This window comes from Mesorhizobium sp. M7A.F.Ca.US.006.04.2.1 (assembly GCF_004022915.1).
In the GTDB taxonomy this organism is placed as follows: domain Bacteria; phylum Pseudomonadota; class Alphaproteobacteria; order Rhizobiales; family Rhizobiaceae; genus Mesorhizobium; species Mesorhizobium ciceri.
Genome location: NZ_RZQA01000068.1, coordinates 1 through 12932, shown reverse-complemented (window position 1 = coordinate 12932; position 12932 = coordinate 1). Strand labels below are relative to the sequence as shown.

Genomic DNA, 12932 nt, shown 5'->3' with positions numbered 1-12932 from the left:
CATCGGCGCCATCCAGGCGATGAAGGCCGGCAACATCGACATGAAGGCGGTTGTCGTCGGCGGCGTCGATGCCACCCAGGACGCGCTGGCGGCCATGCAGGCGGGCGACCTCGACGTAACTGTGTTCCAGGACGCGGCCGGCCAGGGCGCCGGCGCTCTCGATGCGGCGCTCAAGCTCTCCAAGGGCGAGAAGGTCGAGCACAAGGTCTACGTGCCCTTCCAGCTGGTGACACCAGCCAACATCGACAAGTTCCTGAAGAAGAACTGAGCCGCCAGCGGTTCGATACGGAGCGGCGCTCTCGATCAAGACAGCGCCGCTCCCCTCTCTCCCTCAGCGCCGGCACGGCGCGAGGGCGACCGCGGCTGATGGAGGACAGAATACGTGGCACAGACATCTCATGGCGTCGGCGGCGTCGGTTATGATGCGAAGAAGCGCACATGGCCGGCCGAGTTCAATGTTTTTCTGGCACTGGTCATTCTCGTCGTCATCTTCGAACTGATCGGCCGCATCTTTCTCGGCGACAGCTTTCTGTTCAACACACGCAGCGATGTCGGCGGCATCTTCAACGAAGCGCGCCTGCAGATCATCATCCTGCAGGTGTCGATCGTCGGCATCATCGCCATCGGCGTGACACAGGTCATCATCACCGGCGGCATCGACCTGTCCTCGGGCTCGATCGTCGGCGCGACCGCCATGATCGCCATGAGCTTCGCCCAGGTGGCGACGGTCAACGGCAACCCCAATCCCAAGGCGATGTTCCTGGCGCAAGGCTGGACCGACCTGCCTGTCATCGTGCCGCTGCTGGTGGCGATCGCCTGCGGCCTCTTCGCCGGCCTGGTCAATGGCGCGCTGATCGCCTACACGCGCATTCCGCCGTTCATCGCCACGCTCGGCATGATGGTGACCGCGCGCGGCATCGCCAAATGGTGGTCCAAGGGCCAGCCGATCTCGTTTCCCACCGAGAGTTTCGCCAGCATCGGCAAAGGCCTGATGCCGGTCGTCATCTTCCTGTCGCTGGCCATCCTGTTCCAGCTGATCATGACCTATACGAGGTACGGCAAGCACTGTTACGCGATCGGCTCCAATGAGGACGCCGCGCGCATGTCCGGCATCAAGATCGCCAATCACAAGATCCTGGTCTACGTCATCGCCGGCATTCTCGCCGCGCTCGCCGCCGTGGTGCTGAGCTCCAAGAACCTGACCGCGCAGTCCGGCATGGGCGTGATGTACGAACTCGACGCCATCGCCATGGCGGTCATCGGCGGGGTCTCGCTGTCGGGCGGCCGCGGCTCGATCATCGGCACGGTGATCGGCTCGCTGATCTTCGGCGTCATCATCTCCGGCTTCACCTTCCTGCGCCTCGACGCCTACTACCAGGAGATGGTCAAGGGCGTGATCATCGTCGGTGCGGTGGTTCTCGACCAGTGGCGCCAACGCCTGCGGGCAATGAGGGCATGACCATGTCAGACATCGTCCTGAAGACCGAAAACCTGACCAAGCGCTATGGCGGCGTGCATGCGCTGGAAGGCGCGAACTTCGAGCTGCGCAAGGGCGAGCATGTCGCCATCATGGGCGACAACGGCGCCGGCAAATCGACCTTCGTGCGCCAGATCACCGGCGTCGAGCAGCGCACCAGCGGCCAGATCTGGTTCGACGGCAAGGAAGTGAATTTTGCCGGGCCGATCGAGGCCCGCACGGCGGGCATCGAGACCGTGTTCCAGAATCTGGCGCTGGCCGACGATCTCGACGTGCCGTCGAACCTGTTCCTCGGCCGCGAGAAGGTTTTGTTCAACCTCGGCCCGTTCTCGATCCTCGACCGCAAATACATGCGCAAGGCAACCGAGGCGGCGCTGGTCCGCACGGCGGTGAAGATCCCCAATCTGTCCAACACCATCCGCCACATGTCGGGCGGCCAGCGCCAGTGCGTGGCGATCGCCCGGACGGCGACCTTCGCCTCCAAGCTGATCATCATGGACGAGCCCACCGCCGCCCTTGGCGTGCAGGAGACCGCGCAGGTCGAAAACATCGTGCGTACGCTCAAGGACAATGGCGAGCCGCTGATCCTGATCAGCCACAATATGCGCCAGGTGTTCGATCTCTGCGACCGCATCGTCGTGTTCCGGCGCGGCCGCATCGTCGCCAATCTGCGCAAGGAGAACACCGACGGAAACGACATCGTCTCCTACATCACCGGCGCCAAGACCGGGGAGGCGGAACTCGCGGCCTAAAACAGGATGGTCATCCTGTTTTCTGGCGCGCTCGAAACATAGCCTTGCCACCTTTCCCCAAAAGCAAGGTGCGGACAACTCTCTCCAACCCATCCCCCCAGAGGAAATACCCATGACCGTTCGCTTCGCTCTCCTCGGTGCCGGCCGCATCGGCAAGGTCCACGCCCGTGCCGTCGGCTCCAATCCGCAGGCCAAACTGGTTGCGGTTGCCGATGCGTTCGAGAAGGCGGCCACCGAACTGGCCAGCGCCTATGGCGCCGAGGTGCGCAGCATCGAGGACATCGAGAAAGCCGGAGATATCGACGCCGTCATCATCTGCACGCCGACCGACACCCATGCCGATCTGATCGAGCGCTTCGCCAAGGCCGGCAAGGCGATCTTCTGCGAGAAGCCGATCGACCTCGACGTCAAGCGCGTCGAGAAATGCCTGGCCGTGGTCGAGAAGACCAAGGCGACGCTGATGGTCGGCTTCAACAGGCGCTTCGATCCACACTTCGCCGCCGTGCGCAAGGCGATCGACGACGGCGCCATCGGCACCGTCGAGATGGTCACCATCACCTCGCGCGATCCCGGCGCGCCGCCGATCGACTACATCAAGCGTTCGGGCGGCATTTTTCGCGACATGACCATCCATGATTTCGACATGGCGCGCTTCCTGCTCGGCGAAGAGGTCGTGGCGGTCAGCGCCCATGCCTCGGTGCTGGTCGACAAGAAGATCGGTGATGCCGGCGATTTCGATAGCGTCAGTGTCATCCTCGAAACCGCTTCCGGCAAGCAGGCCGTCATCTCCAACTCGCGCCGCGCCACCTATGGCTACGACCAGCGCATCGAGGTGCATGGCTCGAAAGGCATGGTCGCGGCCGAGAACCAGCGCCCGGTGTCGATCGAGCTGGCCAACGAGAAGGGCTATACCCGCCCGCCGCTGCACGACTTCTTCATGACCCGCTATCTCGACGCCTATGCCAATGAGATCGCTGCTTTCATCGCCGCAGCGACATTAGGCAAGAAGGCCGCGCCGAGCGGCGCGGACGGACTGGTGGCGCTGAAACTGGCCGACGCAGCGCTGAAATCAGCAACGACCGGCAAGACCGTCCGTCTCGACAAGTAAGAGAACCCTTAGGAAAAACCACAGGAGCAGAGCGATGAGCGCATCAGCCGATCGCAATTCACAGACACGCGCCATCGTCACCGGCGGCGCGCAAGGCATTGGCTTTGCCGTCGCCGAGGCCTTGGCCGATGAAGGCTGCCGGGCACTGGCGCTCATCGGCCGCTCGCAGGAGAAGGGCGACAAGGCTGTCGCCCATTTCAAGAAAGCCGGCGTCGATGCGATTTTCATCAGCGCCGATGTGTCAAAAGTGGCGGACTGCAAGCGCGCGGTCGCCACCGCGATCTCGCATTTCGGCACCGTCAACGCGCTGGTCAACGCCGCCGCCACTTCGGCGCGCGGTTCGCTGGTCGAAACCTCCGAAGAGTTGTTCGATACGATTTTCGATACCAATGTGCGCGGCCCGTTCTTCCTGATGCAGGGCGTGGTGGCGCATCTCCTTGAGAAGAAGGCACCCGGCTCGATCGTCAACGTGCTGTCGATGTCGGCGCATACCGGCCAGTCGTTCCTGACGCCCTATTCGACCAGCAAGGGCGCGCTGATGACGCTGACCAAGAACGTCGCCAATGCTTATCGCTACAACCGCATCCGCTGCAATGCGGTGCTGCCCGGCTGGATGGATACGGAAGGCGAGGACATCGTGCAGAAGAAGTGGCACGACGCGCCGGACGACTGGCTGGCGAAAGCCGAAGCGACGCAGCCGATGGGCCAGTTGGTCAAGCCGGACCAGCTTGCCCGTCTGATCAGCTACATGGTCAGCCCGCAGTCCGGTGTCATGACCGGGTCGCTGGTCGACTACGATCAAAGCATTGCGGGGGCGTCACCGGAGTAACGCCGGCGAGTCTCAAACGCCCATCACTTCGTCATCCACGGGCGGAGCAAGGAGCGTAGCGACGCAGCGCAGACCCGAGGATCCATGCCGCGACTTCTGAGCGTTGCTGCGGTGCGGAATTCTGCTCCGCTGCACCATTCGGCCAAAGTCACGGAATGGATCCCAGGGTCTCCGCGACGGAGCTTCGCTCCTGCTCCGCCCAGGGAGGACGAAGTTTGGGTGCTTCGGCCATCCCGAATTGTCTCCGCATCAGGGCACGTGACAAGTGCCTCCGCATCGACTATATGAGCCTCATGATCAACCTGACCGCCACATATTGGTACTTTAGGAGCTCGCTGGCGGCGGGAGGATTGCGCTCGATCTGAAGATTGCAGCAACAAGATCCGAACAGCCGCCATACCTGGCGGCTTTTTTGTTTTCAGCCGGCAGGTTTCCTCTAAATCAAAGAGGAGCATGATGTCGTCCGAAAACCGCTTCACACTTTTCGGCATCATGCTCTCGACAGGAGCAGAAAGCCGTGTTGACCACCACAGACGACCTCCGGGTCAAGGAAATCCGAGAACTGAGCACACCGGACGAGGTGATGCGGGAGATACCGCGCACTTTGACGGCGACGCGCACCGTCAGCGCATCGCGCAACGCAACCCATGCCATCTTGAACGGGACCGACGACCGGCTGCTCGTCATCGTCGGCCCGTGTTCGATCCACGATCCGGTCGCGGCCGTCGACTACGCCAGCCGTCTGGCGGCGCTGCGCGAGAGCCTGTCGGACCGGCTGGAGATCGTGATGCGGGTCTATTTCGAAAAGCCGCGCACGACGGTCGGCTGGAAAGGCCTCATCAACGATCCCGACCTCGACGGCAGCTTCAACATCGACAAGGGGCTGCGGATGGCACGCAATGTGCTGTCGGCCGTCAACAATCTCGGCCTGCCGGCGGCGACCGAATTCCTCGACATGACCACCCCGCAATACATTGCCGACCTCGTGGCCTGGGGCGCGATCGGCGCGCGCACGACCGAGAGCCAGATCCACCGCGAACTGGCCTCGGGCCTCTCCTGCCCGGTCGGCTTCAAGAACGGCACCGACGGCAATCTGCGCATAGCCGCCGAGGCGGTGAAATCCGCCGCGCAGCCGCATCATTTCATGGCGGTGACCAAGGGCGGGCGCAGCGGCATCGCCACGACCACGGGCAATGAGGACTGCCACGTTATCCTGCGCGGCGGCGTTCAGCCCAACTATGACGCGGCGAGCGTCGAAGCCGCCGCTGTGGAACTCGCCCGCATCGGCGTTGCGCCCCGTCTGATGATCGACGTCAGCCACGCCAACTCGGCCAAGAAGCCCGAGAACCAGCCCAAGGTGGCGGCAGATGTCGCCGGCCAGGTCGCGGCAGGCGACGAGCGCATCATCGGCCTGATGATCGAGAGCAATCTCGTCGCCGGCCGGCAGGACGTGGTGCCGGGCAAGCCGCTGGTCTATGGCCAGAGCATCACCGATGGCTGCATCGACTGGGCGACCACCGAGACCGTGCTGCACGGCCTTGCCGGCGCCGTCGAGTGGCGCCGCTCGGCACGCCGCGCCATGATCGACAACCGGCAGGGAGCTGCCTGACAGGGCATAGGGAAGTGGGCGGCGGTGACCGGGATTACGCCGCCCTTAATCCTTCCCATGCCGTGAACACCGATACGGCAAAGAGCAGCAGTCCGGCCGCCCGGCCGGCAAAAATGGTCGCCCGCGGATTGGCGATCAGAAGGTTGCGGCTGCGGCCGGCCGTGATAGCCAGCCCGCCATAGATCGCAGCCTGCGTCACCACGGTCAGCAGCCCCATGACCGTCGCCTGCATCCAGATCGGACCGTAGTCCGGTTTCAGGAACTGCGGGTAGACGGCAAGCACGAACAGGTATGCCTTCGGGTTGATCAGGCAGGTCACAAACCCCTGGCGAAACGCCTTCCATGCGGAACGGCTGCCGGCAGGCCCCTCCTGGCCGACGATGATGGAACTGCGCATCAGCGTGATGCCTATGAAGGCCATGTAGGCGGCGCCGGCAAGCAGAAGCGGCTTGAACAGGATCGGCACGAAATGCATCAGCAGGCCGACGCCGATGGCGCCGTTCAGCGTATGCACCATGCCGCCGACCATGATGCCGCCGGTCGCGGCGAGACCCCTGTCGCGTCCGCCGGTCAGTGCATTGGCAAGCACGAAGAGCATATCCATGCCCGGAACGGCGATGATGCCGAACAGCAGGATAAAGAAAAGCCAGAGGTTTGCCGCGTAGTCCATGTCAGTTGCCTATCGCCTCGCCCGGCCAAGCCGCAGCGGAACCTGTTGATTTTCAATCCGATAGGCGCTCCTATAGGTCAGCCCAACTGACAATGGTGTGTCAGTTGGGCGCGCAACCTGGGGTAAAAAATGCGCAAGGCGTCGCGCCTGTTCGAGATCATCCAGATCCTGCGGCTGGCGCGGCAGCCGGTGACGGCGGCGACGATTGCCGAGCGGCTGGAAGTGACGGTGCGCTCGATCTATCGCGACATCGCAGCGCTGCAGGCGATGCGCGTGCCTATCGAAGGGGGCCGCGGCATCGGCTACATCCTGCGCCCCGGCTTCGACCTGCCGCCGCTGATGTTTTCGATCGAGGAGATGGAGGCGATCGTCCTGTCGCTGGCGCTGCTGGAGCGCACCGGCGACAATGAACTCAAGCAGGCGGCCAAGCGCGTCAGCGCCAAGATCGCCGGCGCGGTGCCGCCACCCTTGCGGCAGGCATTCGACGCCAATGCGCTGCATGCCTGGGGTTTCGCCGCGCCCTCGACCGGCGCGATCGACCTTGCGCTGGTGCGACGCGCCATCCGCGACGAGGAGAAGCTCGACCTCTCCTATCGAGACGAAATGGGCCGCGCCTCCGAGCGCCTCATCCGCCCGATCGCGCTGATCTACTACGCCGAAACCGCCAACATCGTCGCCTGGTGCGAGCTGCGCCAGGCGATCCGCAATTTCCGCAGCGACCGGATCGAGGATTGCCAGGCGACGGGGCTACGCTTCAAGGGCGAAGGCGACCGGCTGCGGCAGGTCTGGGTGAGCGGGTGGGAGACGAACGTCGCTGCCACCGTAGTCTGAAGCGAGCGGAGGTCACCTCACATCGACCCAGCGCTTTGCCTCGAACGAACGCGCCATGGCGTGCACCGTGCGCTCGATCTCCAGCCCCTCGGCGAATTCGATGAGTCGCGCGGGCTTGCCGGCCAATCGCGTCAGCAATTCGTGGCACTCGATGATCTTGAGATCGTTGAAGCCGAGGCCATGGCCTGGCGCCGGCACAAAGAGGTCATAGGGCTTGTGGTGCGGCGCCACCAGGACGGTGCGGTAGCCCTGTTCGGTGGGGCGGTCTGATGTGAGATAGAGCTGGAATTCGTTCGAGCGTTCCTGGTCGAACAGGATCGACCCCTTCGAGCCGAATATCTGGACGGCGATGCGGCCCTTGCGGCCCCAGGCCGAGCGGTTGACCAGCAGCGTGCCGGCAATGCCGTTTTCCAGATGCATCAGCACGCTGGCGATGTCGTAGGTCTCCACCGCGCGACGACCGCCGCTGGCCAGCTTGCGATCGGCATAGGGTTTAGCCATGTCGCAGATGACACTGGCGACGCGGCCGAACAGGGCTGAGACCAGAGACAGCGGATGCACGGCGAAATCGTCGAGCGCGCCATAGCCGGAAGCTGCTTCGTGCTTCCAGAAGAACAGCGCTTCGGGGTCGGCCATGAAGTCCTCGTCCATCTCGATGCGCAGATGGTTGACCTCGCCGATGATCTTCTCTTCCAGCAGCGCGCCGATATGGCGGATGGCCGGGCTCTGGATGTAGTTGTAGCCGAGCGCCGCGACCTTGCCGGACTTTTTCGCCGCCGCCGCCATCGCCTCGGCCTCGGCAAAGCTCGGCGCCATCGGCTTTTCGCACCACAGATGCTTGCCTACCTGAAGAACCGCGATGGCCATTTCCGGATGGAACTGGTTGGGCGTGGTCAGCGAGACGATGTCGACTTCGGGATCGTTGACGACGGCGCGCCAGTCGCCCGACGCCTTGGCGAAACCGAACTCGCCCGCCTTGCGCCGGGCAAGCTCTTCATTGACCTCGCCGAGATGGACCAGCCGTGGCTTGGCCACGTCGGGAAAGACGGCGCTGACGGCACTCCATGCGATGGCGTGACACTTGCCCATGAAACCCGTACCGATGAGACCGACGCCGACCATTTTCCGTTTCTCCACTGCTTGAAGCGCTGCGTGGATGAATTAGTCCATTTTCTCCTGAAATGGAATGTCTGCCTCATTTTTTATGGTGTTCTTGCGCAGGCTCGCTATGATGAGGCACAGAGGATGCTTCACGCATGAGCCTGGACAGAGCGACGATGGACGAACGGATACCTCGCGATTTCGAGACGCTGCGCACCACCATCCTGGAGCGACGCGAAAGCCTGCCGAAACGCATCGCCCAGATCGCTGCCCATGCGCTCGACAATCCAGACGATATCGCCTTCGGCACCGCCGCCAGCATCGCCGCTTCGGCCGGCGTGCAGCCTTCGACCCTGATCCGATTTGCCCAGCAGCTTGGCTTCGATGGTTTCACCAGCCTGCAGCAGGTGTTTCGCGAGCGGCTGCGCGAGCGCAACTCATCCTATGACGAAAGGCTGCAGGCGCTGCGCGTCAAGGCTGAGGGAGGCGCCGGCCACCGGGCGATCTTCGACGGCTTCGTCGCCGCCGCCTCGACCTCGCTCAACGATATCTCGCGCACGCTGGACGAAGCGCATCTGGAAGACGCTATTTCCCTGCTGGCAAAGGCGGAAACCATCTATGTGCTGGCCAAGCGGCGCTCCTATCCGGTGGCGTCCTACATCGCCTATGCACTGGGCAAGCTGAAGATCCGCAACCAGCTGATCGAATCGGCGGCCGGGCTGAATGCCGAGATGATCGGCTTCGCCACGCCGGCGGATGCCGTCATCGCCATCTCCTTCTCGCCCTACGCGCCGGCCACGATCGAGGAGGCGCGCAGCATCTCGGAACAGGGCGTGCCGATCGTCGCCATCACCGACAGCTCGTTTTCGCCGCTCGCCCAGTTCGCCAAGGTCTGGTTCGAGGTTGCCGAGGCCGATTTCGCCGGCTTCCGCTCACTGTCGGCGACAATGGCGCTGGCCATGGCGCTGACCGTCGGCGTCGGCGAGAAGCGGCGCGGCACGGGCAGGAAGCGCAAGGCCTGATCCACCGCCGAAAAGGTACTTTTCACCGAAGGAATGCTCATTCCATATTGACTATGGATTGGAATTATTATTTCATATTCCCGGCGCCACGCTGCCGCTCGCGCGTGTACCCCAACACAACAAGGCCGACGGGAGGTTCCAATGAGCGAAGCCGTGGACGCTGAATACGCGCCGCTCGACGTCATCACCATCGGTCGCGCTTCCGTCGACCTTTACGGCCAGCAGATCGGCTCGCGGCTGGAGGACATCACCTCCTTCGCCAAGTCGGTCGGCGGCTGCCCGGCCAACATCTCGGTCGGCACCGCCAGGCTCGGCCTGCGCTCGGCGCTGCTCACCCGCGTCGGCGACGAGCAGATGGGCCGCTTCATCCGCGAGCAGCTGACGCGTGAAGGCGTCAATGTCGACGGGCTCAAGACCGACAAGGAGCGGCTAACCGCACTGGTGCTGCTGTCGGTCGAGGACGAAGGCGTCTCGCCGATGATCTTCTATCGCTCGGACTGCGCCGACATGGCGCTGGCGCCGGAAGACATCGATGAGGCCTTCATCGCCTCGGCGCGCTCGATCGTCGTCACCGGCACGCATTTTTCCAGGCCCAACAGCGATGCCGCGCAGCGCAAGGCGATCCGCATCATGAAGGCCAAGGGCGGCAAGGTGGTGTTCGACATCGACTACCGGCCGAACCTGTGGGGCCTCGCCGGCCATGCCGAAGGGTTCGAGCGCTATGTGAAATCGGACCGGGTCTCGGCGCAGCTGAAGACGGTGCTGCCCGACTGCGACCTCATCGTCGGCACCGAGGAAGAGATCATGATCGCGTCGGGCGCCGATGATTGCCTGAGCGCCTTGAAGACAATCCGCTCGCTGTCGTCCGCCACCATCGTCCTGAAGCGCGGCGCGATGGGCTGCATCGTCTATGACGGACCGATCAGCGACGATCTCGAGGACGGCGTCGTCGGCAAGGGGTTTCCGATCGAGATCTACAATGTGCTCGGCGCCGGCGACGCCTTCATGTCGGGCTTCCTGCGCGGCTGGCTGGGTGGCGAAGACCATGCGACGGCGGCGACCTGGGCCAATGCCTGCGGCGCCTTCGCCGTGTCGCGGCTGCTCTGCGCGCCGGAATATCCGACCTTCGAGGAGCTGCGGTTCTTCCTCAAGAACGGCAGCAGGCATCTGGCGTTGCGCAAGGACGAGGCGATCAACCACATCCATTGGGCAACGACGCGCCGGCGCGACATTCCCTCGATGATGGCGCTCGCCTGCGACCACCGCGTGCAGCTCGAGGATGTGGCGGCGAAGGCCGGTGCCGATCCCGCACGCATCCAGGATTTCAAGGTGCTGGCGGTCAAGGCGGCGGCGAAGGTTGCCGCCGGCCGCGACGGCTACGGCATGCTGATCGACGAGAAACACGGCCGCAAGGCGATGTTCGAATTCGCCAGGCATTCCTTCGCCTGGCTCGGGCGGCCGGTGGAGCTGCCGGGTTCGCGGCCGCTGCGCTTCGAGTTCTCGCAGGACATCGGCTCGCAGCTCACCGAGTGGCCGGTCGACCATTGCATCAAATGCCTGTGCTTCTATCATCCCGACGATCCGGCGGCGCTCAAGGACGAACAGCAGCAGAAGTTGCGCGCGCTGTTCGAAGCCGCGCGGAAGGTCGGCAGGGAACTTCTCATCGAGATCATTGCCGGCAAGCATGGCAAGCTCGACGACACGACGATCCCGCGCGCGCTGGAGGAACTCTATGCGCTCGGCATCAAGCCGGACTGGTGGAAGCTCGAGCCGCAGGCGTCGAGCGGCGCCTGGGCGAAGATCGAGGCCGTGATCCTGAAGCACGACCCCTGGTGCCGCGGCGTCGTGCTGCTGGGCCTGGAAGCGCCGCAGGACGAGCTGGAAGCGGCGTTCGCCGCCACCGCCAAGGCACCCATCGTCAAGGGTTTTGCCGTCGGCCGCACCATCTTCGTCCATGCGGCCGAACAATGGCTGGCCGGCAGGATGTCGGATGACGAGGCGATCGCCGACATGGCGCAGCGCTTCGAACAGTTGACGGATGCGTGGCTTGCCGCGCGCGGCCGCAAGGCGGCATAAGAAGGCGCGGAATAGGACTGCGGAGGAAAACACCATGAGCAAGACAATCCGCCTGACGATGGCGCAGGCGCTGACCCGCTTCCTGTCGCGCCAGATGACTGAGATCGACGGTAGCAAAGTCCCGATCTTCGGCGGCGTCTGGGCGATCTTCGGCCACGGCAATGTCGCCGGCATCGGCGAGGCGCTCTATCAGGTGCGCGACGAACTGCCGACCTTTCGCGCCCACAACGAACAGGCGATGGCGCATGCGGCAATCGCCTACGCCAAGGCCAATTTCCGCCGCCGCTTCATGGCCGCGACGTCCTCGATCGGCCCCGGCGCGCTCAACATGGTGACGGCGGCGGCGCTCGCCCATGTAAACAGGTTGCCCGTCCTGTTTTTGCCAGGCGATGTCTTCGCCAACCGCATCCCCGACCCGGTGCTGCAGCAGGCCGAGGATTTTTCCGACGGCACGGCGACGGTCAACGACTGCTTCCGTCCGGTTTCGCGCTATTTCGACCGCATCACCCGGCCGGAGCAGATCATTCCTGCGCTGAGCCGTGCCATGGCCGTGCTGACCGATCCGGCCGAATGCGGCCCGGTGACGCTGTCGCTCTGCCAGGACGTCCAGGCCGAGGCCTATGACTATCCCGAGAGTTTTTTCGCGGAGCGGGTCTGGCACCAGCGCCGGCCGCGCCCGGATCGCCAGGAACTGGCGGCCGCGGTCGCCGCGCTCAAGGGTGCAAAAAAGCCGTTGGTGATCGCCGGCGGCGGTGTCCTCTATTCGCAGGCGTCGGACGAACTGGCGAAATTCGCCGAGGGCGCCGGCATTCCTGTCTGCGAGACGCAAGGCGGCAAATCCTCGCTGCCGGACAACCACCCGCTCAACATGGCGGCGGTCGGCGTCACCGGCACTTCTGCCGCCAACCGGCTGGCTGAGGAAGCCGATGTCGTGCTGGCCATCGGCACGCGCCTGCAGGATTTCACCACCGGTTCGTGGGCGCTGTTCAAGAATTCGGGCAAGACCATCATCGGGCTCAACGTGCAGCCCTTCGATGCCGGCAAGCACCGCGCCCTGCCGCTGGTGGCCGATGCGGCCGAGGGCCTGGGGGAACTCGGTGCTGCGCTGAAGGACTGGAAGGCGCCGGCAAGCTGGACCGACAATGCGTCCTCCGGCAAGAAGGCCTGGGCGGTCGAGGCGGCCAAGGTGACGGCGTCGACCAATGCCGCCTATCCGTCCGATGCGCAGGTGATCGGCGCGGTGCAGCGCGCCATGGGCTCCGGTGTGACGCTGCTGAATGCCTCCGGCGGGTTGCCGGGCGAATTGCACAAGCTTTGGCAGGCGGGCGCGCCCGGCTCGTACCATGGCGAATACGGCTTCTCGACCATGGGCTATGAGATTGCCGGCGGGCTCGGCGCCAAGATGGCGAAGCCCGGCGAGGAGATCGTCGTCATGATCGGCGACGGCTCCTACCTGA

General features: G+C 64.2%; 12 protein-coding genes. 10 read left to right on the top strand and 2 right to left on the bottom strand.

Annotation, left to right across the window (positions count from 1 at the left end; all coding sequences use genetic code 11):
- The 6 genes from EN925_RS06085 to EN925_RS06055 all read left to right on the top strand — a co-directional run.
- Positions 1-268, top strand: a 268-nt coding sequence (locus EN925_RS06085; RefSeq protein WP_164894145.1) for a substrate-binding domain-containing protein, incomplete at its 5' end; no start/stop codon positions are given.
- 114 nt (positions 269-382) lie between these two features.
- Positions 383-1459 (top strand): ABC transporter permease, encoded by a 1077-nt coding sequence (locus EN925_RS06080; RefSeq protein ID WP_013528362.1) that lies wholly within the window; start codon positions 383-385, stop codon positions 1457-1459.
- Positions 1460-1461: 2 nt separating this feature from the next.
- Positions 1462-2229 (top strand): ATP-binding cassette domain-containing protein, encoded by a 768-nt coding sequence (locus EN925_RS06075; RefSeq protein WP_023810655.1) that lies wholly within the window; start codon positions 1462-1464, stop codon positions 2227-2229.
- A 112-nt stretch (positions 2230-2341) separates the two neighbouring features.
- Complete coding sequence (gene iolG, locus EN925_RS06070) at positions 2342-3337, top strand: inositol 2-dehydrogenase (RefSeq protein ID WP_013528364.1); 996 nt, start codon at positions 2342-2344, stop codon at positions 3335-3337.
- A 34-nt stretch (positions 3338-3371) separates the two neighbouring features.
- Entirely contained in the window at positions 3372-4166 is a 795-nt protein-coding gene (locus tag EN925_RS06065; protein ID WP_013528365.1) for an SDR family oxidoreductase, read from the top strand.
- Between the two features lie 517 nt (positions 4167-4683).
- Entirely contained in the window at positions 4684-5775 is a 1092-nt protein-coding gene (locus EN925_RS06055; RefSeq protein WP_127384666.1) for a 3-deoxy-7-phosphoheptulonate synthase, read from the top strand.
- Positions 5776-5809: 34 nt separating this feature from the next.
- On the opposite strand, the gene EN925_RS06050 is transcribed toward EN925_RS06055, so the two are convergent.
- Complete coding sequence (locus EN925_RS06050) at positions 5810-6445, bottom strand: LysE family translocator (RefSeq protein ID WP_013528367.1); 636 nt, start codon at positions 6443-6445, stop codon at positions 5810-5812.
- 129 nt (positions 6446-6574) lie between these two features.
- Between EN925_RS06050 and EN925_RS06045 the strand changes: the two genes are divergently transcribed.
- Entirely contained in the window at positions 6575-7276 is a 702-nt protein-coding gene (locus EN925_RS06045; RefSeq protein ID WP_127368113.1) for a YafY family protein, read from the top strand.
- A 12-nt stretch (positions 7277-7288) separates the two neighbouring features.
- Here EN925_RS06045 and EN925_RS06040 read toward each other — a convergent pair whose 3' ends face one another.
- Positions 7289-8398: a Gfo/Idh/MocA family oxidoreductase gene (locus tag EN925_RS06040; RefSeq protein WP_127368112.1), complete on the bottom strand. Its 1110-nt coding sequence runs from the start codon at positions 8396-8398 to the stop codon at positions 7289-7291.
- A gap of 155 nt (positions 8399-8553) precedes the next feature.
- On the opposite strand from EN925_RS06040, the gene EN925_RS06035 reads away from it, so the two are divergent.
- The 3 genes from EN925_RS06035 to iolD all read left to right on the top strand — a co-directional run.
- Positions 8554-9399 (top strand): MurR/RpiR family transcriptional regulator, encoded by an 846-nt coding sequence (locus tag EN925_RS06035; protein WP_164753509.1) that lies wholly within the window; start codon positions 8554-8556, stop codon positions 9397-9399.
- A 141-nt stretch (positions 9400-9540) separates the two neighbouring features.
- A complete protein-coding gene (iolC, locus tag EN925_RS06030) occupies positions 9541-11475 on the top strand; it encodes a 5-dehydro-2-deoxygluconokinase (RefSeq protein ID WP_063169770.1) in 1935 nt (644 codons plus the stop codon).
- A 34-nt stretch (positions 11476-11509) separates the two neighbouring features.
- Positions 11510-12932, top strand: a 1423-nt coding sequence (gene iolD / locus EN925_RS06025; protein WP_128336408.1) for a 3D-(3,5/4)-trihydroxycyclohexane-1,2-dione acylhydrolase (decyclizing), incomplete at its 3' end; no start/stop codon positions are given.

Bases quoted from the DNA above. Each gene is read 5' to 3' on its own strand.
- EN925_RS06040 (WP_127368112.1), bottom strand. From the start codon at position 8,398: ATGGTCGGCGTCGGTCTCATCGGTACGGGTTTCATGGGCAAGTGTCAC.
- iolG (WP_013528364.1), top strand. From the start codon at position 2,342: ATGACCGTTCGCTTCGCTCTCCTCGGTGCCGGCCGCATCGGCAAGGTC.
- EN925_RS06035 (WP_164753509.1), top strand. From the start codon at position 8,554: ATGGACGAACGGATACCTCGCGATTTCGAGACGCTGCGCACCACCATC.
- EN925_RS06045 (WP_127368113.1), top strand. From the start codon at position 6,575: ATGCGCAAGGCGTCGCGCCTGTTCGAGATCATCCAGATCCTGCGGCTG.
- iolC (WP_063169770.1), top strand. From the start codon at position 9,541: ATGAGCGAAGCCGTGGACGCTGAATACGCGCCGCTCGACGTCATCACC.
- EN925_RS06050 (WP_013528367.1), bottom strand. From the start codon at position 6,445: ATGGACTACGCGGCAAACCTCTGGCTTTTCTTTATCCTGCTGTTCGGC.
- EN925_RS06075 (WP_023810655.1), top strand. From the start codon at position 1,462: ATGTCAGACATCGTCCTGAAGACCGAAAACCTGACCAAGCGCTATGGC.
- EN925_RS06065 (WP_013528365.1), top strand. From the start codon at position 3,372: ATGAGCGCATCAGCCGATCGCAATTCACAGACACGCGCCATCGTCACC.